Source organism: Rhizobium rhizogenes NBRC 13257 (assembly GCF_000696095.1).
Taxonomy (GTDB): Bacteria; Pseudomonadota; Alphaproteobacteria; order Rhizobiales; family Rhizobiaceae; genus Rhizobium; species Rhizobium rhizogenes.
The window spans coordinates 353,035-375,971 of record NZ_BAYX01000004.1 but is presented as its reverse complement, the minus strand read 5'-3'; the positions used below and the strand labels follow the sequence as shown (position 1 = coordinate 375,971).

Here is a 22,937-nt window from a genome sequence, read left to right as displayed (position 1 = left end):
GGGTTCGTCTAACATAGGATATTGAGACTCGCAACACGCGTATTCGCCGAATACGCCATTCGAGTGAATTTATGATGGCAAAAGTTCAGAACCATGGGGATAGAGCGGGCAATGACAGCCGGCGCATGCCCGATTTTGGCTCAAATGTAACCAAATCCGTAAAGAAGGGGTAGAGCGGCCAATGCAACCTGAACAACCAGAAGCAGCAGATTGAGCCACGCTTTTCCCCGGTCGGACATGATCGAAAGAATTCTACCGAAGGCGGCGACCGCAAACGACGCCCCGAGCGCCAGATAGATCATCGGCTGGGCGAGCAATATCGCGACCACCCCGAAGCCGAGATAGAAACCGCCAGCCGAGCGCGCCTCGGCATAGGCCTCCGATCGCCCTTCGCGCACCTGCAGCCGAAGAAAGCGATAGGTGTAGCCCGGCGCGAACATCACAACGAGACCGATGAAGGCCGTAAACGCTGCCGAGCAATAGGCAAGCCGCTCGCCCAGGTCAGTCGGAAAATAGAACTCCATCGATCGTCCCCAAATCAGCCCAAATCAAATCAACCATATGAACAGATCGACATATGGCATGAAGTGCGACAAGAGGGAATGCGGAATGGAATGCCTTAGCACATTATACTTCGCATCGTAATGCTATGAAAATATTTGATTTATCCCTTTTAACTGATATCTTCCTTAAGAAGGGATAATTTTCTGCTGGAGGCATCGCTTCGCTGAAATGAATTTATCCCTTTTCAGCAGGAAAGTCATATAAAAGGGATAAATTGTTTTATTTCAATGAAATGAAGAGCAATCAAATAAGACAGACGATCGATACGGAGCAGCTATTCGAAGCATGGCTGGCCGTAAATGCCGATCTATCTCATCGATTTGCAGGCTCCATGGCATGGAAAACCGTTTCCGGGCGCGATTACCTATATCGCAAGACAAAAACCTCGTGGAAATCACTCGGCCCGCGCTCTTCCGAAACGGAACGCACCTATATGCAATTCCATGAGGGCAGAAGCGAACGTCGGCAGCACTTGGCCACGTTATCGACGCGGCTCGATGAAATGGCCGCCATCAACCGGGCCATGCGGCTTGGCAGGATGCCGTTGACGACGGCTCGTATCCTGCGGGCGCTTAACAAGGCGAACCTTATCGGAAATGCTTTGGACATTGTCGGTACCAACGCACTTTTTGCCTATGAACGGCTCAGCGGCGTCAAGATCGACAGCAGTCTGCTCGCCACTGGGGATATCGACCTGCTGTTCGATGCGCGAACCAACCTCAACCTTTTGCGGAGGAGTATCGGCGCGGAAGGTCTGATGGGCGTCTTACGCACAGCCGACAAATCATTTCATGCACTTGGCAAGCGGAGCTTTCGCGCAGCAAACAAGGATGGATATCTGGTCGATCTGATCGGCCCTATGCCATCACGTCCACTCAACAGTTCCAGACCTGCCGGCATTGGCGAGAATGAGGATGATCTCGCCGCCGTCGAGATCCAGGTTCTGCAATGGCTCATAAACAGCCCTAAAGTAACAGTTATCGTTCTTGATGAGCGCGGCTATCCCGTACACTATACCTGCCCCGACCCGAGAAGTTTTGCCCTACACAAGCTTTGGCTCTCACGCCGGGAAGATCGCGACCCCTTGAAGAAGCTCCGCGATGAAGCGCAAGCTTATGTGGTCGCCGATATGATAGGCCGTTACGTGCCACATCTCCGATTTGACGACACCGCACTCGGCGCGGTTCCCAAGAGCCTGCGAAGCCTGTCTCGTGAGCTACAAGAGACAACACACAAGTCGCCGGACGATAAGATCGAACCGAACTGGTAACCTCACAAAAAGCTCTGTGGATCGATATCCAGCTGAACATGCACCGAGCCGCGCTCCTTCGGCGCCTGCGCCAACAGGGCCCGGAGGAACCCCTGCATGTCGGAATTGCGCTTGCCGTGCACCAGCAGGCGGAAGCGATGGCGGCCGCGCACCAAGGCAAGCGGTGCTTCCGCCGGTCCGAGGACGGAGATGCCCTGCACCTGTGGCGCCGCACTGCGCATGCTGCGCGCGTGGGTCTCGGCATCCTGGCGGGTCTCGGCCGAGACGATGATCGAGGCAAGCCGTCCGAAGGGCGGCAGCACCGCCCTCTCCCGTTCTGAAATCTCGCGCTCATAAAAGGCGCTGGCATCGCCGGAGACGATTGCCTGCATGACCGGATGCTGCGGCTGATAGGTTTGCAGCAGGCCATGACTCTTGAGGCCGGTTCGCCCGGCGCGGCCTGTCACCTGCGACAAGAGCTGGAACGTCCGCTCGGCGGCGCGCGGATCGCCATTGGCGAGGCCGAGATCGGCGTCGATAATGCCGACCAGCGTCATCAGTGGGAAATTATGCCCCTTGGCTACGAGCTGCGTGCCAATGACGATATCCGCCTCGCCCTTGGCGATGGCGTCGAGCTCCAACCGCAGCCTTTTGACACCGCCCATGATGTCGGAGGAGAGCACGATCGTCCGCGCCTCGGGAAAATGCCGCTCGACTTCCTCAGCGATACGCTCGACGCCGGGGCCGCAGGCGACAAGATGGTCGAGCGTGCCGCATTCCGGGCATGCCTCCGGCGTCCGCTCGGCATAGCCGCATTGATGGCACTGGAGCTGGCCGCGAAACCGATGCTCCACCAGCCAGCTCGAACATTGCGGGCACTGAAAGCGATGGCCGCAGACCCGGCAGAGTGTCAGCGGCGCATATCCGCGCCTGTTGAGGAACAACAGTGACTGCTGGCCCTTCTCCACCGTCTTGCCGATCGCCCGGATCAGCAATGGCGACAGGAAGCCTCCGCGCTCCGGCGCATGTCGGCGCATGTCGACCAGATGCAGGTCCGGCATTGCCGCATCGCCGAAGCGGGTCGGCAGATGGATGGTGCTGTAGCGCCCGCTCTGGCCATTGACCTGGCTCTCGACCGAGGGCGTCGCCGAGACCAGCACGACCGGGAAATCGGCGATGCGGCCGCGCACCACCGCCATGTCGCGGGCATTATAATAAACGCGGTCTTCCTGCTTGTAGGCGGGATCATGCTCTTCATCGACAATGATAAGGCCAAGATCCTCGAAGGGCAGGAACAGTGCCGAGCGCGCGCCGGCAACCACGCGCACTTCGCCGGTCACCGCCTGCCGCCAGACCTTTTCGCGCGTGCGTGGCGCCAGATCCGAATGCCATTCGGCCGGCTTGGCGCCGAAACGATCCTGGAACCGCTCAAGGAAGCTCGCCGTCAGCGCGATTTCCGGCAGAAGGATCAGCACCTGCTTGCCGCGCTTCAGCGTCTCGGCGATTGCCTCGAAATAGACCTCAGTCTTACCCGAGCCGGTGACGCCGTCGATCAGCGAGACGGAGAATTCCTGTTTGCGCACCTCCACCAATATCTCGTCGGCCGCTTCGCGCTGCGGGCCTTCGAGCCGCGAGGCGGCGTAATCCGGGTCGGGCTTGGCAACGAGCGGCGGCGGCGGCAGGAACACGGTTTCGAAGACGCCCTGCGTGATCAGCCCATCGATGACGCTTGTCGAAACGCCGGCCGCATGCGCCAGCCCGCTGCGCGTCCAGGAGAGGCCGTCATTCGCCATCTCCATCACCCGCACGCGGGCCGGCGTCAGCCGCTCCGGTGTGCCACCGGCAAAACGCAACCCCTCGACCATCGGCTCGGGATCGAAGGCAGCCGGGACCCTCAGCGCCATGCGGGCAACGAGGCCGGGCGGCGACAGCGTGTAAGCCGCGACCCAATCGATGAAATCGCGCATCTGCTTGGCAAGCGGCGGGCAATCGAAGACACGGCTGATCGGCCGCAGCTTCTTCGGATCGACGCCACCCTCGTCGCCACCATCCCAGACGACGCCGATCACCTGCCTCGGCCCAAGCGGCACCTGCACGACAGAGCCCGGCTCGACCGCCATGCCCTCCGGCACCGCATAGGAATAGGGTTTTGACGCCGGCATCGGCACCAGAACCGGAACCGTGCGGGTCATCACAGCTTTAGCGGGCGCGGCCTCGAACAACGCACCGAACAGATCGGAAGAATCTTTACTCATTGCGCCAGACCATGCCCCGAGCGGCGGCAAAAGGGAACCCGGGAGTGGCCCAAGCCATTCGCAAAATGCGGGCGGTCTGCAAGCTGCCCTGAATATTCGGGTCTTATGTGGCAATGCCACCAATGACCACTATCGGCCCAATCTGGACATCGACGAGCAACTATGCGCACCGTGAATCATGTCCCTGACGCAAGACCTCGAGAAAATTCTAGAAACTGTCCTGCCAACCGATCCCAGCTTTCGGCGGATCGAACAGGCGATGATAGACAGCTACGTTTATGACACTCGACGATACGCTTTGGAGGGCTCCAAAGAGGCCTTTCTGTTTTCCGCGATGCGCCTACTCGCACTTCCCGACAATGGACACACACGGCTGATCCCGAACGATTCCATCTCGGTGCTCCCGCTGAGGTTTGTGAGCGTCGGGACGGTGGTGCAGTTAACTGACACGGCACCAGAAACAACTGCGCCAAGAGGAGAGCTGATAGCAGTCAACGGCACACCTTTGGGCCAAATTGAAGCCGCCGCAGAGAAATTTCTGGCGGGAACGCGCCAGAGGAAACGGGTCATCGGCCCGATTCTTCTCGCATGGCCGTATGCATTAGCTCACCTAGGTTTTTCTTCAAAAGAGAATACGACTGAATATCGCGTGAAAGACGAGAATGGGCAGATAACCGATTTGAAAGTGGAGAACGGGCATACGGTTCCTGCATCGATGCTCTACCCAAGAAACGAGCATGGCAAGGCTGATCCGGCCTGGGTACCCGAGAGATTTGTGGAGATTAAGGACTGGCAGGGGCTTGGGCTTTCGATATTATTGCCAAGTTTCTTCGATCCAAGCGAAAGTGCGCTGCCGAAAGCCATCTCTGGTGCAGCGGAGCATGTAAGCACCTGCTCGAACAAAAAACTCTTGATTGACCTTCGCGGAAACACCGGTGGCGACTTCCTTCAAACGATGCCCTTGATCGACGCCATCTCTGAAAACGCAAGCAGGCAGGTTGTTGTGCTTGTCGACAAATTCACGTTTTCCGCAGCGATAGTGTTTGTAGCCATCCTCAAACATCGTTTGGGACGTAGGCTCAAACTCATCGGGGAAGAAATGGGCGACGGGTTGATGTTTTTTGCCGAGGGAGGGTTGTTCGATTTGCCGATCAGCGGAGCGGTCGTTCGATACTCATCAGCCTTTCACGACTGGGAGAACGGAACTAGCAACGAAACCACACCGGCTGAGATCGCGCGGCAAATGGTCCCGGCAGGAAAACTGAATTTGGATTGGGAATGGGAATGGGAATGGGAATGGGAATGGGAATGGGTCGTAAGGTCTACTGCTGAGAATGCACAAGGCGCATTCTATCAACAAATTCTAAAGAGTCTGAACGATTAGACGAACGGCGGCTCAGTCCGCAAAGTTGCCATAAATGCCCCGTCCCAGTTAGTGGCATCTGCTACCGAATTCCGTGAATATCAGAGATTTCGCGATACTGCTGAAAGCCTGCCATCTCCACGAACCCGAAGAGCAGGCTGTTCGAAATTGTCGTTGTTGAAAATGACATCGGCAGCGGAAGCAGGCGCGCACAAGCGCTGATAGAGATCAAAGGCCGGCCGATACCGATCGGCATAAAGCTGACGTGTGGTCTCTGTTCCGCCCAAGTACGCGGCGTCGCGATCTATGTCTCGTTGTTCGGAGACACGTTCCGTGGTTTCGACGAAGACCGTCAGGTCCCATCCGTCACGCAGCTCAGGGCGCTGGAGAAAGGTCCCGTCCACGATGAGGATAGCATCCGCCGAAGCGAATTGCGGGGCTTGTTCGATGGGAAAATCATTGTCGAGATCGAATGATGCCGTGCGGTACCAGCGATCACCACCCGGCCCCAAAGGAGAGAGAAGCAGCGCGTTGATAGCCGGAAGGTCGCGCGCGTCGTAATAATAGCCTTCGGCGGAATGCCGCCCGCGTGCATAACGTTCCACCCTTGGCCTATGGAAGCCATCGATCGATGTGCGAATAACGTCCCGGCCTTTAGCCGCGAGACAACTGGCCAGTTCGTTAGCCAGCGTTGTTTTCCCGGATGCTGTCCTCCCGTCGATCGCAACACGAATGGGCCTTGCCGATTCGACCTTTGCAATCATGGCGGCGAGATCAACCAACAAGGTTGTCCTCAATGAAGACACCTCATCGCTGACAACAGCGCTCATGCGGAGTGTTCCTTGACCTCGGCGACCATATCCGCAGGCTCAGCCGGCGCGCTCATCGGCGCAAACGTCGCATCGCCATCACGAGCCAGATCGAAGACCGTGTGCTTCTCCAGCGCCTTGGTCACTTCGTTGACATCGCCGTCGAGATGCTCGGCCGGAATCAGATTGCCGATCAGGAAATCAAAGCGGTCGCCGCGCTTGTTGAGGAGTTCGTGGAAAACCGTCATGTCGCGCAGCTCCGTCGACCATTTGGCGAACCAGTAGAACAATCCGGAATTGCGCGCCGTCAGATGCACCGGCAGGATCGGCAGATTGTATTTGCGCGCGAGCCCGACGGCCGAGGTCTTCCACGGCCGCTCGTTCAGTCTGCCATTTGCCCAATAGGCAATGCGGCCGGATGGGAAGAGCACGGTGACCTTGCCGTCGGCAACGGCTCGATTGGTGATTTGCAGCGTCTCGCGCGTCTTCAGCTTGCTCTTGTATTCGTCGCGCCATTCGACCGGGATGATCATCTCGGAAAAGCGCGGATTGACCCGCACAGCGTCGCGATTGGCAAAGACCATCATATCGGGCCGGCGCGATTTCAGGAGGTCGAACACCGCGACGCCGTCGGCAATGCCGGTCGGATGGTTGCTGACGAGAATGAAGCCGCCGGAAGCAGGAATACGCTCGGCATGGGTCACGCCAATGTCGAGCTTCAGCAGATCGCTCATATATTCGAAGCACTGGAAACCCGGCAGCTTGGCGACGTCATCGGCGAATTCGATCGCCTTGTTGTAGCGCAGCAACGTATAGAGAAAGGGCCGCATCACCGGCCAGAGCGGGTTGCGAACGATCTTCTGGCCGCGCTCGGCGATCAGCGTATCGACGATATGTCCGGGCTGGCCCTGGGACACCAAAGCGATCGCTTCTGCAAGTTGTCCCAATGCAGTTATCGAACCGCGACGTGCCATGAAATGCCCTGGATGGTTGGGTTGTACTCTATCGCAATCGAATATGATCGAAGCATGACAAGCGCCTCGCGCATAACCACTTAAATCCGATTTGATTTAAGGAACAGCTTATACGCAGTTGAAAAGGACTACTGTGTTCTTTCCGCACGCAAAGGAAGCGCGGCGCAGTAGGATTGTTAGCGATTCCATAACCTTCCCCACTTCAAAGTGGCAGAATGATTTTGGAATTCAAGGGGTTTTCCACTGAACGAGTTGTTGATCATTGCCGACCCCAAGTTGATGGACGAGCGCAGCCGCTGGTTGGAGGTGCTCGGCCAGGAGCGCCGGCTGTCCGCCCATACGCTGGATGCCTATGAGCGCGACACCCGACAATTCTTGACCTTTCTGACCGGCCATCTTGGCGGTCCGGCAAGCATCAATGATATCCAGGCGCTGCGGCCTGCCGATTTCCGTGGATTTCTCGCCGCGCGCCGCAAGGATGGCGCCGGCGCGCGTTCGCTCGGGCGCAATCTCGCCGGCCTTCGTTCGCTGCTGCGCTATCTCGAAAAGAAAGGCCTGGTGAATGCCGCCGGCGCCGGCGCGGTGCGCTCGCCCAAGCAGCCCAAGTCCCTGCCGAAGCCGCTCTCGGACACCCAGGCCATCACCGTCGTCAGCGACGAGGCGCAGCTGCACGAGGAGCCCTGGATCGCCGCGCGCGATGCGGCGGTACTGACCCTGCTCTATGGCTGCGGCCTGCGCATCTCCGAGGCGCTGGACCTGACGCCGGACGACATACGCCCCGGCGCAACAGCACTGCGCATCACCGGCAAGGGCAACAAGACGCGGCTGGTGCCGCTGTTGCCCGTCGTCGCCGAAGCGGTCGAGAGATACCGCGCGATCTGTCCCTATCATCTCGACGCCGGCTCTCCCCTTTTCCGTGGCGCGCGCGGCGGCAAGCTGCATCCGGGCATCATCCAGCGCGGCATGCAGAAACTGCGCAGCGCCTTCGGCCTGCCGGACACGGCGACTCCACACGCCCTGCGCCATTCTTTCGCCACGCACCTCTTGGCAGGTGGCGGCGACCTGCGCACAATCCAGGAATTGCTCGGCCATGCCAGCCTCTCGACGACGCAGGTCTACACCGGCGTCGATCAGTCGCGCCTGCTGGAAGTCTACGATCGGGCTCATCCGCGCGCGTAAGAAAGCGTTAACCCCTCGCGTTAAGGGAATATGCGCTTCGGGCGGATAGAGCAGAGACCAGTTTCGGCATGATCCCGTTCGGATGCTATTTCGCGGCTTTCGGGATCATATAGTCTGCTTTTGGAAGGTTGGGATGATATCTGCTCTCGGGATCAAGACGGCGCGGCTGACGGCACCGAGGCCCGGTGATATTTTCTTCTGGCTGGCGACGGCCTTTCCGGTGATGCTGGTGATCGCGCTGATCATTGCGGTGCTATCATCAGTGCCGGCGCATGCCGACGAAACCGCGTCGGATAGCTGCGGCGGCAAGAACCTCATGACGGAGCTGCAGAAGACCGACCCCGCGAAATATGCCTCGATCCTTGCCGATGGCGACAAGGTCGCGAACGGCAAGGGGATTTTCTGGAAAATCGAAAAACCCGGCCTGAAACCCTCCTGGCTGCTCGGCACCATGCATGTCAGCGACACGCGCGTCACGACCATGCCGAAGGGTGCGGCCGAGGCCAGCGCCACGGCCGATACGATCATCGTCGAATCCGATGAAATCCTCGACGACAAGAAGGCGGCGGCGGCCCTCTTCATTAATCCGTCGCTGACCATGCTGCCCAACGGCGGTACCATCGGCCAGCATCTGTCACCCGAGGACAACGCCCGGCTGGAAGCGGCCCTGAAACAACGCGGCGTGCCGCTTGCCGCCGTTTCCCACATGCAGCCCTGGCTGATTTCAAGCTCCTTCCAGATGACCGGCTGCGAAATCCGCCGCAAGGCGTCCGGCATAAAATTCCTCGATCAGAAGCTTGCCGCCGATGCCGCTGCGGCCGGCAAGCAGGTCAAGGGCCTGGAGACGCTTGCCGAACAGGCCAAGGCGATGAGCGACCTGCCGATCGAGCTGCACATGAAATCGCTGCTCCAGACGCTGGAACTCGGCGACAGGATCAACGACATCAACGAAACGATGACCGACCTCTACCTCGCCGGCAATGTCGGCGCGATCATGCCGATGCTGAAGAACATCGACCCAGACCAGAACCTGTCCGACGACGACGCCGGCACCTTCGAGCAGCGCATCGTGCTTGACCGCAACAAGGTGATGGGCGAACGCGCAGCCCCGATCCTCACCAAGGGCAATGTCTTCATGGCTGTTGGCGCTCTGCATCTGGCTGGCGATGAGGGATTGGTGGCGCTGTTGCGCAAGCAGGGCTTTACAGTGACTGCGGTCGACTGACCGCGCCCATTCGCTTGCCAAAATCGACCAGCATCGTCTGGACAATCAGCCGGTGGAACGGCGCGATCACGGCGAGATAGATCTTGCCAAGCAGGATGTTCCGCTTCACCAGCGTCGTCGCATCGACGAGCCGGCGTCCCTCACCATCATCCCGCACATCGATCACGACGCGGAAATCGAGGTGTTTGTCATCGAATCCGAGAACGACCTGGTTGTCTGATTTGCTGACAACCGGGAAGAAGCCGACCATCTCCGGCCCGTCCGGTGCACGATATCCACTGGATCTCAGGCCGAAAACGCCCGTCACTGCGTCACGCAGCCTCAGCAGCGACCGCACCCAGAGCGGAAAATGGTCGAGTATCATGCCCGCAGCAACGGTCGCCGTAAAATCCGATGTCGGAACTTGCAGCTCGAAACAATCCGCCCAATCAGCCCCCGGCAATGCGGGGTGTGGCATACGCGGTTCAATCATTATGGGCTTTGCCGGCATCGTCTCATCCGCTGTCTCGGTTGCCACAACCTAGCACAATCGACACCCAGCAAGGCAAACAAACGGTGGCTGCGGCAATTCGCCGGACCAACCGGAAAGGGGCTATCGCACAGCCGATCCGTTGCTCGGCAATATTTTCATCCGCCAGAAGGTCTCCGGCTTCAAATATGTGGTGGCGATGGCGCGGATATCCTGCGCTGTTATCGACTGATAGCCGTTGATGCTGCTGCGAATCCGCTCTAAGCGCCGAGGGTCTGTCTGGGCGCCGTGCAGGCCCTCCAGCCAGTAGCCGTTGGTCTGTTGCGAGCGCTTTATCTCCTCGATCATCGGAGCCTTTGCCCGTGTCAGCTCGTCCAGCGAGACGTCGCTATCCCGCAGATCGGCGGCGATCTTGTCTACGAGATCGAAGAAATGGTCCACTTTGGCAGGCGTTGTCTCGACATAGACATAGGTAAAGCCGTAGCCCGGGATCGATCGGGACAGATCGACATCGCCCTGCGGGCTATAGGTCGCGCCCTCTGCGACACGGAACTGGTCGACCAAGCGATTCTGGAAGATTGAGCCTGTAACATTGGCGGCAGCGGCACGCGGCAAATCCGATAGAAAATCACCGATCGGCGCGGCGACTACCGCGGCAGCGTTGTCGCTTCGCCCGTCCTGAAGGCGCTCGACCGGCTGAGGCGTCGGTGCCGGAAAACGCACGTTCGAGCCGCTCGCCTGCTCCTGCGCATCGGGACGGCTTGGCAGAGCGCCGAAGGTCTGCGCGGTCATGCGGATTGCGTCGTCCACCTTGATATCGCCGACGATGATGATCTCGATCTGCGCATTGGACAGGAGCGGCCGCAACAGCCCCTCGAAATCTTCCGGCTTGGCGTCACGCAATTGCGCCTGATCGGGGAAAGTCCAGCGTGGATCGTCGGAATGCAAAAGGCCGGCGAGATCGCGGCTAACGACCCCGCCGGGTGTCGCCTGAAGTTGGGGGAGACTGTTCAAGTAGGCCTGCTGGACTCGTTTGAAGACGTCGGGGCGATAGGCCGGGTCCGAGGCATAGGCCGTCAGGAGCTGCAATTGCATCGCCAGATCGTCGGGCCGCGTAGCTCCTTCGAATCGGAAGGCACCGTCCTGGATGGAGAAATCGTTGCCGACGACATTGCCGGCCAGAGCTTTCTGCATGTCGTCGTAATTGATCGCCTTCAAACCGGAAAGCGACATGGCCGGTGCCGCCCAGATCGGCAGCGGGCGATCATGCGGCAGATCGAGCCGGCCGCGGCCGATATTGGCACGGACCAGCACTTCATTCGTGCGAAACGTGGTCGGCTTGACCGTCAGCCTGACACCATTGGCAAAGCGCGCCATCGTGATGCCGAGATCCTCGACCGCATGTTGTTCGACGACAGACCCCGGCGGTCCGAAATCGCTATAGGGCCAGACGGCCGACGCCGCGTGTTCCGGCGCAGCAACAGGCACAGTACGTGAGTCGGCATAGGCCTTTTCGACGGTCGCGATACCGCCATCGGGCATTTGCGGGACTTGCAACACCAGCAGCGGACCATTGCCGGCAAAGACGCTCTGGAGCGTTCGGTTGACCTCATCCGCGGTCAGGCCCTTCATTGCGGCGTCGAAGAGCGAGAGGTCATCCGCCGGCGAGGTGAAAACCAGATTTTCGCCCGTGCTCCAGGCCAGTGTCGTGGCGATGTCGGGACTTGCGCGCGTCGCCGCACCGCCTGCGGCTGCCTGCAGCATCGAACGATATTCGGTGATTTCGCGATCGATTTCGCTCTGCTCGGCGCCGAACTGGGCAATACGGCGCTGCTCCTGATCGATTGCAACAAGCGCCGCTTGCCATTTGTCGGGATCGGAATCGGCGGCAATCATCGCGACGTGAGCTGACTTGTAGAGATCCTGCGATCCCGCCTGTGCGCTGACAAAGGGTGGATTGGGCTGCTGCGCCAAAAAGGACAAGCGCCGATTGAGCACGGCAAGACCGATGTTCTCGACCAAATCCGCCCGACGCTTGGCAACGCTGTCCGGAGAAGCATCATAGGGACTGGTCCAGGCGATCTGCACGCGGGTCGCTCCACCCGGCACGACGACGGCTCCCACTCGCTGCCCTTGCTTTTCAAGGACACCGATATCGGGCTCGGCCGGCGCCGGCGTCGCCGCCGTCCAATTGCCGAAACGGTTGCGAATATCGGCTTCGATCGCCACCGCATCGATATCGCCGACCACGATCAGCGTGGCGCGATCCGGGCGGTAGTTGCTGCGGTAGTAATCCCGCACCAGATCGACGGGTGCATTGCGGATGATATCGGTCTTGCCGATCGGCGACCGCAGGGGCACGCGCTGGCCCGGCAGCAGCAGATTCATGAAGCCGATACCGCCGCGATACTGCGGCGTATCACGCAGCTTCTCTTCCGAGAGGATGACACCGCGCTCGCGATCAAAGGCACCGGCATCGAGCGTGAGTTCGCTTGCCGTCTCGCGCATTAGCATCAGGCCGGTGGAAACCGTATCGGGCTTGGCCTCCGGGAGATCGAGCGCGTAGACGGTCTCGTTATAGCCGGTGGAAGCGTTGGTATCCGGACCGAAGGCCAGACCGAGACGCTGGAGAGTCCGAATCATCTCGCCTTCGGGCACATGGGTCGAGCCCTTGAAGGCCATATGTTCAAGAAAATGCGCCAGCCCCTGCTGGTCGTCATTTTCCTGGAGCGAGCCGGTCGCGATACGAAACCGGATCGCCACCTGCCCCGAGGGCGTTGCATTGTGCATGACGGCGAAGCGCATGCCATTGGGCAGCGTGCCAAAGCGAACACCAGATTCGGCCGGCAAATCACTGGTGGCTTGCGGCCAGCCAGAGGCCGGCACTTCGGCTTGAGCCGGCAGCGCGCCGGTCACAAGGACCGTGAGCGCCATGACCATGAAAAATCGGAGGAATGCGGCAGCGACTGGAACTTGGCGTGACATGCTTGCTTCGGTTTTGAGGAGAGCTTCGATGATGCGATGCACGAGAATATCCCGTTCATCGCATCATCACGCATGCATTGCAATCCCAGCTCTCAACCGAGAGATAAGGCCGGTTTTTACATATGGATCGGCTTGAAGAAGGTCGCGAGTGCGGCTTCCTTGACGGCTTCCGACATAGTCGGATGTGCATGGCAGGTGCGGCCGAGATCTTCCGAAGAGCCGCCGAATTCCATCAGCACGGTGATCTCGTGGATCATCTCGCCGGCACCGAAGCCGACGATGTGGCCGCCGAGAACGCGGTCGGTTTCCTTGTCTGCCAGGATCTTGACGAAACCGTCGGTCGCCAGCATGGCGCGGGCGCGGCCGTTGGCGGAAAACGGGAACTTGCCAACCTTGTAGGCGATGCCCGCAGCCTTCAGCTCTTCCTCGGTCTTGCCGACGGAGGCGACTTCCGGCTGCGTGTAGACCACGCTTGGAATGACGTCGTAGTTCACATGGCCCGCCTGACCGGCGAGGATTTCGGCAAGCGCTACGCCCTCGTCTTCCGCCTTGTGCGCCAGCATCGGGCCCTTCACCACGTCGCCGATGGCATAGATGCCGGGGACATTGGTCTTGAAGTGACCATCGATTTCGACGCGGCCGCGATTGTCGAGCGCAACGCCGGCTTCTTCGAGACCGAGGCCGGCCGTGTAGGGCTTGCGGCCGGTGGAGACCAGCACGACATCGGCGTCAAGCACGACCTTGTCGCCGCCCTTGACCGGCTCGAAGGTAACCTTGGCGCCCTTGCCGGACTTCTCGACGGCGACAACCTTGGCGCCAAGGTGGAAGGTGATGCCCTGCTTGGCGAGCATGCGCTGGAACTGCTTGGAGACTTCGCCGTCCATGCCGCCGAGGATGTTGTCGAGATATTCGACCACGGTGACCTTGGAGCCGAGACGCGACCAGACCGAACCAAGCTCAAGGCCGATGACACCGCCGCCGACGACGACGAGGTTTTCCGGCACCTTGTCGAGCGCGATACCGCCGGTGGACGAAATGATCACCTTCTCATCGATTTCGAGCGGCACGCCCGGAATGCCGGCAACATCGGAGCCGGTGGCGATGACGATGTTCTTAGCCTCGATCTCGGTCACTTTGCCGTCTTCGGCCGTGACGGAGACCTTGCCGGCGGAAACGATCTTGCCGGTGCCCTGGAAGGTATCGATCTTGTTCTTCTTGAAGAGGAAGGCGACGCCATCGACGTTCGACTTCACGGTCGCATCCTTGTGCGCCATCATCTTCGGAAGGTTAAGCGTCGGCGCAGAGACTTCAACACCGAGCGCATCCATGCCGTGGCCGGCATGATGGAACACTTCGGAAGCGTGCAGCAGCGCCTTGGACGGTATGCAGCCGACATTGAGGCAGGTGCCGCCATAGGTGGCGCGCTTTTCGATGACCGCGACCTTCAGGCCGAGCTGTGCGGCCTTGACGGCGCAGACATAGCCACCAGGGCCGGTTCCGATAATGATCACATCGTAAGACATGGCTTAATTTCCTTGTTTTGTATCTCTAGAGCGTCATGACGCTCTAATTATTTGATTCAGCATGATCTTATCCGAAAACCGCTACGCACTTTTCGGGATCATGCTCGAGTTAGTCGGCCGCCCGCGCCATGGCGAGGCGGATGCCGAAGCCGACAAGTGCGGCCCCGGTGATGCGGTTGAACCATTTGCCGCTGGCGATGAAACGATCGCGGATCGGCTTGACGGTGAAGAAGAGGGAGACACCGGCAAACCAGGCGACCAGCGCCGTCGCCATGCCGATGCCATAGCTGAACTGGATCAGCGCTGGCGTATCGTGATGCACGAGCGTCGAAAACAGCGACAGGAAAAACAGCACCGGCTTCGGATTGAGCGCATTGGTGATGAAGCCCGTCGCCAGGCAGCGCCAGACGGACACCGGCTTGCGGTCCTCGTCGGTGATCTCGATTTCCTTGACCTTGAAGCCCGGCTCTCTGAAAGACTTGATGCCGAGATAGACGAGATAGAGCACACCGGCCCATTTGATCGCGCTGAACAGCATCAGTGATTGCGAGACGATCAGGCCGAGGCCGAGAATGGTGTAGCTGATGTGGAAGAGCAACGAGAAGCCCATGCCGAGGCCGGTCATCATCGCCGCGCGGCGGCCATGCACGATGCTCTGGCGCAGGATCACGGCAAAGTCGGCGCCCGGCACGACGATGAAGATCGAAAATACGGCCATCAGGCCGAGGAATTCCCAAACATACTGCATAGTTTCCGCCTTCTCCGCTTAACGGCCGCCGCTCACATTGAGGATTGAGCCGGTTATATAGGATGCCTGGGGGCTCAATAGGTAGAGGACCGCGTCGGCAACTTCATCCGCCGTGCCGGCCCGCTGCATCGGAATGGTCGGGCTCAAGTCACGCACGCGGTCCGGCAACCCGCCGGAAGCATGGATATCGGTGTCGATGATCCCCGGACGCACCCCATTGACGCGGATGCCTTCGGTCACGACTTCGCGCGCCAGCCCGATCGTAAAAGTGTCGATCGCACCCTTAGAGGCGGCATAATCGACATATTGGCTGGCTGAGCCCAGGATTGCCGCCATCGACGAGATATTGACGATCGCTCCGCCCTTGCCGCCGTGACGGGTCGACATGCGACGCACGGCCTGCCCGGCGCAGAGGATCGAGCCGGTGATGTTGATGCGGAACATGCGCTCAAGCCTTTCGGGCGTCATCTCGTCCACGCGCTGCGGCACATCGACGATGCCGGCATTGTTGGCAAGACCGTCCAGCCGGCCGAAATGCTCATCGACAGCGGAAAAGATCGACTGGATGTCAGCCGCCACGCCGACATCGCCGGCAACCGCGATCGCCTCGCCGCCGCCATCCCGGATCGTAGTAACCACCGTCTCCGCAGCCGCCTTGTTGGAGGCATAGTTGACGGCCACGGCCCAGCCCAGCCGGGCAGCGGCTATCGAGACCGCGGCACCGATGCCACGGCTGCCGCCGGTGACGAGAAGAACAGGAGATTTGCCATTCATTCGTCGCATCCTTTCAAGGTCAGCACATCCCAGGGAGCGACGGTCGCCTTGCCTTCGCCCCAGATGATGGATTGCCGGATCGAAGGTCCGAGCGCCGGCAGGAACAGCCGCGCCGCGGCCCCGGCACCCTCCGTCGGCAGCGCACTGATATCGCCCTTCATGTCCGAAGCATAGATCATGCCCTGCCAGACGGTGCAGGCCCGCAGATCGGCGCCCGTCACGTCGCCATCCGGGCAATTGAACATGATCGTACCATTGGCGTGCGGCCCATCGTCCGAACGCATGATCACGCCTTCCGCCACGATCGACGTGTTGCGCACGGCAAACTTGAATTTGTTACTGACGGCCGCCGCCGGGCCTGCCGGTTCGAAACGCAGCTCGTAGGCATCGTCCATGTCGCCATAGACAGCCTTTTCCTGCGCGCATTCATTCGCATGCGCCAGCGCGGGAACGGCCATGAGCGCCATCATCGCCCAGCGCAGAGGGGCCAATCTCGCCATCACTCGCCCCCCGGTTCGCGCCGGCCGTCGGCATTTTCGGTCACCCCGAAATCCGTGAACAGCACAAGTGGGCGACCGTTGGCATCGAGGCCCCAGAAGACCGGATAGAAACCGTCGCCCCATCCGCTCCAGAAGACCGCGACATTGCCGCGCTTGCCGGCCACCGGCCGGTGCATGACATATTTGTCGTCATTCGCCTCGATCTCGGACGCCAGGACATCATCATAATAATTGATGTCGGAAGAGGACTTCTCGGTGCGAACCTGCTTTTCCCGTTCCTGGATCAAAGCATAGGTATCGGCGTCCATATAGCAGCCGAGACCGGCATCGACCGGATAGCCGAAGAACTCATCGCCCTTCAGCGACTTGATATCCTGACCGGCGATCACCGCCAACTCCCAGCGCACCGGCTTGCCTGGGCCAAATCGCAGGCTGGCGGCGGCGATGCGGCCGAAGGCTTGATAGAGTGTCACGGGATAGTTGCCGGGGGGAACTGTTCTGACGAAGGCCGGGCGGTCCGGTCCGACCAGCGGATCGCTGGCGACGATGCGGCCCGAGGTCAGTTCGACATCGCCCATATGGAAGACGGTGATCGACCTCGAGGCAAGATCGGCGTCGCTCAGCGACGCCAGATCGAGATTGCTGCTGAGCTTTGCCGCGTCGAGATCATCCGCGACGGCCGGCGATGGCAACCATGCAGCGACGGCACACAAAAGTCCGCGCATCGTCCGCATGGGCCATGTCCACATGAGCCAGCGCTCCCTTAGAGATTAGAGATCGAGAACGAGACGTTCCGGATCTTCCAGGCTTTCCTTGACGCGCACGAGGAAGGTCACGGCTTCCTTGCCGTCGACCATGCGATGGTCATAGGAGAGCGCCAGATACATCATCGGACGGATGACGACCTGACCGCCGATGGCGACCGGACGTTCCTGGATCTTGTGCATGCCGAGAATGCCCGACTGCGGCGCATTCAGGATCGGCGAGGACATCAGCGAGCCGTAGACACCGCCATTGGTAATGGTGAAGGTGCCGCCCTGCATGTCGGCCATCGACAGCGTGCCGTCGCGGGCAGCCTTCGCCAGACGGCCAAGCTCCTTCTCGACTTCGGCGATCGACATCTGGTCGGCGTCGCGAATGACCGGAACGACGAGGCCCTTGTCGGTGCCGACCGCCATGCCGATGTGGCAGTAGTTCTTGTAGACGATGTCGGTGCCGTCAATCTCGGCGTTGACAGCCGGAAGTTCCTTCAGCGCATGCGTGACGGCCTTGGTGAAGAAGCCCATGAAGCCGAGCTTCACGCCATGCTTCTTCTCGAAGATGTCCTTGTACTTGTTGCGCAGGTCCATGACGGCCTTCATGTCCACCTCATTATAGGTGGTGAGCATGGCAGCGGTGTTCTGCGCATCCTTGAGGCGGCGCGCGATCGTCTGGCGCAGGCGGGTCATCTTGACGCGCTCTTCGCGGCCGGCGTCTTCGACTGTCGTCGGCGCACGCGCGGCAACCGGAGCGGCCGGTACGGCAGCAGGCGCTGAAGCGGCCTTGGCAACGGCAGCGATGACATCACCCTTCAGAACCTGTCCGCGCTTGCCGCTACCATCGACCTGATCGGCAGAGACATTGCTTTCGGCAAGCAGCTTGGCGGCGGCGGGTGCCGGCGGCATGGCGGAAGCCGGAGCGGAAACAGCAGGTGCGGCGACCGGGGCAGCAGCAGCCGGAGCGGGTGCTGCGGCAGGCGCGGCAGCCTGTGCCGGAGCAGCGGCAGCGCCGTTGCCAGCCGAGATCTGACCGAGCAGCGCGCCGAGACCGACGGTCTCACCGGCCTGAGCGACGATTTCGGACAGCGTGCCGGCAATCGGCGAGGGAACTTCGATCGTCACCTTGTCGGTTTCCAGTTCGACAATCGGCTCATCGACCTTGATGGCGTCGCCGACCTTCTTGAACCAGGTGCCGACGGTCGCTTCGCTGACGGACTCGCCGAGGGTAGGAACGCGGATTTCAGTGGCCATTGTTCAGATCCTGATTTTTCGTCTTATGAGTTAGATAGAATTTCCGGCGACAGATGGCCGGGGAATGATCGAGAGTGTCGGCATTTGCGATGTCGATGACGCGCATATCGAAGGCACCATCGGCCTCGAACGCCCGGGCGGCGTGTTGCTGCATGGCTGCCATCTCCTCCCCTGTGGCGTCATGCGGAAAGCCGGAGCGCGATGGCACAAGTTTCAAATGAAAATAGGCCATCGCGCAACCCCTTGCTTAACCGCCGAGCGCATCCTCGAGGAATGCTGCAAGCTGCGACAGGTGCTTCGACATCAGGCCCGTCGCCGGAGAGGCGGCAGCCGGACGGCCGGTGTAGCGAACCCGCTGGTACTTGGCATCGATATGGGCAAGCACCCATTCCAGATAAGGATCGATGAAGGACCAGGCGCCCATGTTCTTCGGCTCTTCCTGGCACCAGACCATCTCCGCATTGCGGAAGCGGCTGAGCTCATTGATCAGCGCCTTGGCCGGGAACGGATAGAGCTGTTCGATGCGCAGCAGGTAGATATCGTCGATGCCGCGCTTTTCGCGCTCTTCCAGCAGGTCGTAATAGACCTTGCCCGAGCAGATGACGACGCGACGGATCTTGTTGTCCTTCTGCAGCTTGATCGGGCCGTCCTTGATCACTTCCGCATCGTCCCAGAGCAGGCGATGGAAGGAGGATTCCCCCGCCATCTCCGCCAGGCTCGACACGGCGCGCTTGTGGCGCAGCAGCGACTTCGGCGTCATCAGGATCAGCGGCTTGCGGAAGTCACGCTTCAGCTGACGGCGCAGGATATGGAAGTAGTTAGCCGGCGTCGTAACGTTGGCGACCTGCATATTATCTTCTGCGCAAAGCTGCAGAAAGCGCTCGAGGCGGGCCGATGAGTGTTCCGGGCCCTGGCCTTCATAGCCGTGCGGCAGCAGGCAGACGAGACCGGACATGCGCAGCCACTTGCGTTCGCCCGACGAGATGAACTGGTCGAAGACAACCTGCGCACCGTTGGCGAAGTCGCCGAACTGGGCTTCCCAGAGCGTCAGCGCATTCGGACGAGCCAGCGAATAGCCGTATTCGAAACCGAGAACCGCTTCTTCCGACAGCATCGAGTTGATGACTTCGTAGCGGGCCTGGGTCGGCGACAGGTTGGCGAGCGGAATATAGCGCTCTTCGGTTTCCTGATCGTAGAGAACCGAATGGCGCTGCGAGAACGTGCCGCGTTCGCAATCCTGGCCGGACAGGCGGATCTTGTGGCCCTCGATGACCAGCGCGCCGAAAGCCAGCGCTTCCGCCATCGCCCAGTCGATGCCTTCACCACTCTGCACCATGTTGGCGCGGTTTTCCATGAAGCGCTGGATGGTACGGTGCGCGTGGAAGCCGGCCGGGATTTCCGACAGCTTGCGACCGATCTCCTTCAGCGTCTTCATCGGCACTGCGGTCTTGCCGCGGCGCTGCTCATCGGCATTGTCGGCCGCATGCAGGCCCGACCACTCGCCATCAAGCCAGTCGGCCTTGTTCGGCTTGTAGTGCTGGCCGGCCTCAAACTCCTGCTCGAGATGGGCGCGCCAGTCGGCCTTCATCTTTTCGACTTCGCCGTCGGTCAGGACGCCTTCGGCGACCAGCCGCTCGGAATAGAGCTGCAGGACCGTCTTATGGGCGCGGATGACCTTATACATGTTCGGCTGCGTGAAGGACGGTTCATCGCCTTCATTATGGCCGTAGCGGCGGTAGCAGAACAGGTCGAGGACGACCGGCTTGTGGAACTTCATGCGGAATTCGGTGGCGATCTTGGCCGCATAAACAACGGCTTCCGGATCGTCGCCGTTCACATGGAAGATCGGCGCTTCGATCATCTTGGCGACGTCGGACGGATAGGGCGACGAGCGTGAGAAGGCCGGATTGGTGGTGAAGCCGATCTGGTTGTTGATGATCACATGCATCGTGCCGGCGACGCGATGGCCGCGCAGGCCCGACAGGCCGAGGATTTCGGCAACCACGCCCTGGCCGGCAAAAGCAGCATCGCCGTGGATCAAGAGCGGCACGACCTTGGCGCGCTCAGACAGCGGAATAATGTCGCCATCCCACTGGGTGGCACCCATATCCTGCTTGGCGCGGGCCTTACCCATCACCACCGGATTGACGATTTCCAGATGCGACGGATTGGCCGTCAGCGAAACGTGCACCTTGTTGCCGTCAAAATCGCGGTCCGAGGAGGCGCCAAGATGGTACTTGACGTCACCAGAGCCTTCGACTTCGTCCGGCGCGTAGGAGCCGCCTTTGAACTCGTGGAAGATAGCGCGATGCGGCTTGCCCATGACCTGCGAAAGCACGTTCAGGCGACCGCGATGGGCCATGCCGAACAAAGCTTCCCGGAGGCCGAGCTGGCTGCCGCTCTTCAGGATCTGCTCAAGCGCCGGGATCAGCGATTCGCCGCCATCGAGGCCGAAACGCTTCGTGCCCTTAAACTTGACGTCGAGAAACTGCTCATAGCCTTCGGCTTCGATCACCTTCTGCAGGATCGCCTTCTTGCGTTCGGGATTGAAAGCAATACCCTTATCGACGCCTTCGATGCGCTCCTGGATCCAGGCCTTCTCTTCCGGATTGGAAATATGCATGAATTCGACGCCGAGCGTCGAACAGTAGGTGCGCTCGAGGATCTCGATCATCTCGCGCACGCTGGCATATTCGAGGCCAAGCACGTTATCGATGAAGATCTTGCGATCGAGGTCAGCCTCGGTGAAACCGTAGGCCTCCGGCGACAGTTCCTTGTAATCTTCGACCGCAGCGGCGATGCCGAGCGGGTCGAGCTTGGCGTGCAGGTGGCCGCGCATGCGATAGGCGCGGATCATCATGATGGCGCGGACGGAATCGCGCGTCGCCTGCAAAACGTCAGTCGTGTCGGTCGGCTTGCCCTGAGCTTCGGCCTTGGCCTTCACCTTGGTCTCGATGACCTTTTCGACGATGCCCCAGTTGCCGTCGAGCGCGGAGACGAGCTCACCATTGGCCGGGATCGGCCAGTTTTTGCGCTGCCAGGAGGCGCCCTTGGCCGCCCGCTTCACGTCGTCGGGACTGTCTTCCAGCGCCTTGAAGAAAGACCGCCACTCGTCGGATACCGACGATGCGTCTTCCTCGTAGCGCGCGTAGAGCTGCTCGATATAAGCAGCGTTCGCACCGTCCAGGAACGAAGTGATCTGAAATTGCTCGTTGGCTTCTTGCCTTGCCATGGTGATATGCGGACGCCTTCGTCCGCCTCCCGACTTGTTTGCATTGCCGGCTTATGGACATCCGGCGACCGTATTTCGTTCGCGGCCGCTTGGACCGCACATCTGCACTTACGAATTGGAAGGCCGGACGGGATAGGCGGCTGCCGCTCCCCGTCCGGGTCTTGCTATAGGTAGGATCAGCCCTTCAGGACCTCCACCAGCGTCTTGCCGAGACGCGCCGGCGACGGCGACACGCGAATGCCTGCCGCTTCCATCGCCGCAATCTTGTCTTCCGCGCCGCCCTTGCCGCCGGAAATCACGGCGCCAGCGTGGCCCATGGTGCGGCCGGGAGGTGCCGTGCGGCCGGCGATGAAACCGACCATCGGCTTCTTGCGGCCCTTCTTGGCTTCGTCCTTGAGGAACTGCGCGGCTTCTTCTTCAGCCGAACCGCCGATTTCGCCGATCATGATGATCGACTTGGTTTCGTCGTCGGCGAGGAACATTTCCAGGATGTCGATGAATTCCGTGCCCTTGACCGGGTCGCCGCCGATGCCGACAGCCGTCGTCTGGCCGAGGCCTTCATTGGTGGTCTGGAACACGGCTTCATAGGTCAGCGTGCCCGAACGCGAGAGAACGCCGACGGAGCCCTTCTTGAAGATGGAGCCCGGCATGATGCCGATCTTGCATTCGTTCGGCGTCAGGACGCCGGGGCAGTTCGGTCCGATCAGCCGCGACTTCGACTTGTCGAGACGAGCCTTGACCTTGACCATGTCGGCAACCGGAATGCCTTCCGTGATGCAGACGATCAACGGGATCTCAGCGTCGATCGCTTCGAGGATCGCAGCCGCGGCACCTGCCGGCGGAACGTAGATGACCGAGGCGTTGGCGCCGGTGGCGTCCTTGCCTTCAGCGACCGACTTGAAGATCGGCAGCTTTTCGCCTTCCTTGCCGGTCCAGGTTTCGCCGCCCTTGGAAGGGTGGATACCGCCGACCATCTTCGTGCCGTGATAGGCAAGCGCCTGCTCGGTGTGGAAGGTGCCGGTCTTGCCGGTCAGGCCCTGAACCAGGACCTTGGTGTCTTTGTTGATGAGAATGGACAT

At 60.4% G+C, this 22,937-nt stretch carries 19 protein-coding genes; 4 read left to right on the top strand and 15 right to left on the bottom strand.

Going from position 1 to position 22,937, the window contains the following annotated elements:
* Positions 1 to 140: 140 nt before the first annotated feature.
* The gene (locus tag RRH01S_RS11280) at positions 141 to 524 is read right to left on the bottom strand and encodes an AGROH133_08824 family phage infection protein (protein WP_037218917.1); all 384 of its coding nucleotides are present in this window, start codon (positions 522 to 524) and stop codon (positions 141 to 143) included.
* Positions 525 to 778: 254 nt separating this feature from the next.
* On the opposite strand from RRH01S_RS11280, the gene RRH01S_RS11275 reads away from it, so the two are divergent.
* On the top strand, positions 779 to 1,834 hold the full coding sequence (locus tag RRH01S_RS11275) for a nucleotidyltransferase family protein (protein WP_234711678.1): 1,056 nt from the start codon (positions 779 to 781) through the stop codon (positions 1,832 to 1,834).
* Between the two features lie 2 nt (positions 1,835 to 1,836).
* On the opposite strand, the gene RRH01S_RS11270 is transcribed toward RRH01S_RS11275, so the two are convergent.
* Positions 1,837 to 4,068, bottom strand: a complete 2,232-nt coding sequence (locus tag RRH01S_RS11270) for a primosomal protein N' (protein WP_012652653.1) — start codon at positions 4,066 to 4,068, stop codon at positions 1,837 to 1,839.
* A gap of 178 nt (positions 4,069 to 4,246) precedes the next feature.
* Between RRH01S_RS11270 and RRH01S_RS11265 the strand changes: the two genes are divergently transcribed.
* The gene (locus RRH01S_RS11265) at positions 4,247 to 5,452 is read left to right on the top strand and encodes a S41 family peptidase (protein ID WP_042471661.1); all 1,206 of its coding nucleotides are present in this window, start codon (positions 4,247 to 4,249) and stop codon (positions 5,450 to 5,452) included.
* Positions 5,453 to 5,532: 80 nt separating this feature from the next.
* Here RRH01S_RS11265 and RRH01S_RS11260 read toward each other — a convergent pair whose 3' ends face one another.
* Positions 5,533 to 6,261: a nucleoside/nucleotide kinase family protein gene (locus RRH01S_RS11260; RefSeq protein ID WP_052365199.1), complete on the bottom strand. Its 729-nt coding sequence runs from the start codon at positions 6,259 to 6,261 to the stop codon at positions 5,533 to 5,535.
* The gene (locus tag RRH01S_RS11255) at positions 6,258 to 7,214 is read right to left on the bottom strand and encodes a GNAT family N-acetyltransferase (protein ID WP_042471658.1); all 957 of its coding nucleotides are present in this window, start codon (positions 7,212 to 7,214) and stop codon (positions 6,258 to 6,260) included. Before RRH01S_RS11255 ends, RRH01S_RS11260 begins: the two co-directional genes overlap by 4 nt.
* 243 nt (positions 7,215 to 7,457) lie before the next feature.
* Here RRH01S_RS11255 and RRH01S_RS11250 point away from each other — a divergent pair, with 243 nt between their 5' ends.
* Entirely contained in the window at positions 7,458 to 8,393 is a 936-nt protein-coding gene (locus tag RRH01S_RS11250) for a tyrosine recombinase XerC (protein WP_012652657.1), read from the top strand.
* A gap of 133 nt (positions 8,394 to 8,526) precedes the next feature.
* Positions 8,527 to 9,618, top strand: coding sequence for a TraB/GumN family protein (locus RRH01S_RS11245; protein ID WP_042471655.1), 1,092 nt, complete (start codon positions 8,527 to 8,529; stop codon positions 9,616 to 9,618).
* Here RRH01S_RS11245 and RRH01S_RS11240 read toward each other — a convergent pair.
* The 11 genes from RRH01S_RS11240 to sucD all read right to left on the bottom strand — a co-directional run bounded on the left by RRH01S_RS11240 (position 9,596) and on the right by sucD (position 22,937).
* Positions 9,596 to 10,108 carry a DUF2867 domain-containing protein gene (locus tag RRH01S_RS11240; protein WP_042471654.1) on the bottom strand — a complete coding sequence of 171 codons (513 nt, stop codon included), beginning with the start codon at positions 10,106 to 10,108 and terminating at the stop codon, positions 9,596 to 9,598. The genes RRH01S_RS11245 and RRH01S_RS11240 overlap by 23 nt on opposite strands.
* 102 nt (positions 10,109 to 10,210) lie before the next feature.
* Positions 10,211 to 13,072 carry a M16 family metallopeptidase gene (locus tag RRH01S_RS11235; protein WP_178128652.1) on the bottom strand — a complete coding sequence of 954 codons (2,862 nt, stop codon included), beginning with the start codon at positions 13,070 to 13,072 and terminating at the stop codon, positions 10,211 to 10,213.
* 116 nt (positions 13,073 to 13,188) lie between these two features.
* Positions 13,189 to 14,595 carry a dihydrolipoyl dehydrogenase gene (gene lpdA / locus RRH01S_RS11230; protein ID WP_012652661.1) on the bottom strand — a complete coding sequence of 469 codons (1,407 nt, stop codon included), beginning with the start codon at positions 14,593 to 14,595 and terminating at the stop codon, positions 13,189 to 13,191.
* Between the two features lie 109 nt (positions 14,596 to 14,704).
* Positions 14,705 to 15,343 (bottom strand): LysE family translocator, encoded by a 639-nt coding sequence (locus tag RRH01S_RS11225; protein ID WP_042471649.1) that lies wholly within the window; start codon positions 15,341 to 15,343, stop codon positions 14,705 to 14,707.
* Between the two features lie 18 nt (positions 15,344 to 15,361).
* Entirely contained in the window at positions 15,362 to 16,117 is a 756-nt protein-coding gene (locus RRH01S_RS11220) for an SDR family oxidoreductase (RefSeq protein ID WP_042471646.1), read from the bottom strand.
* Entirely contained in the window at positions 16,114 to 16,617 is a 504-nt protein-coding gene (locus RRH01S_RS11215) for a hypothetical protein (protein WP_012652663.1), read from the bottom strand. Before RRH01S_RS11215 ends, RRH01S_RS11220 begins: the two co-directional genes overlap by 4 nt.
* On the bottom strand, positions 16,617 to 17,366 hold the full coding sequence (locus tag RRH01S_RS11210) for a DUF4241 domain-containing protein (protein ID WP_034521664.1): 750 nt from the start codon (positions 17,364 to 17,366) through the stop codon (positions 16,617 to 16,619). Before RRH01S_RS11210 ends, RRH01S_RS11215 begins: the two co-directional genes overlap by 1 nt.
* A 21-nt stretch (positions 17,367 to 17,387) precedes the next feature.
* On the bottom strand, positions 17,388 to 18,626 hold the full coding sequence (odhB, locus tag RRH01S_RS11205; protein WP_007690156.1) for a 2-oxoglutarate dehydrogenase complex dihydrolipoyllysine-residue succinyltransferase: 1,239 nt from the start codon (positions 18,624 to 18,626) through the stop codon (positions 17,388 to 17,390).
* Positions 18,616 to 18,858 (bottom strand): hypothetical protein, encoded by a 243-nt coding sequence (locus RRH01S_RS11200; protein WP_007690158.1) that lies wholly within the window; start codon positions 18,856 to 18,858, stop codon positions 18,616 to 18,618. Before RRH01S_RS11200 ends, odhB begins: the two co-directional genes overlap by 11 nt.
* A gap of 15 nt (positions 18,859 to 18,873) precedes the next feature.
* Positions 18,874 to 21,858 (bottom strand): 2-oxoglutarate dehydrogenase E1 component, encoded by a 2,985-nt coding sequence (locus RRH01S_RS11195; protein ID WP_034521666.1) that lies wholly within the window; start codon positions 21,856 to 21,858, stop codon positions 18,874 to 18,876.
* Between the two features lie 176 nt (positions 21,859 to 22,034).
* A complete protein-coding gene (gene sucD / locus RRH01S_RS11190) occupies positions 22,035 to 22,937 on the bottom strand; it encodes a succinate--CoA ligase subunit alpha (protein WP_007690166.1) in 903 nt (300 codons plus the stop codon).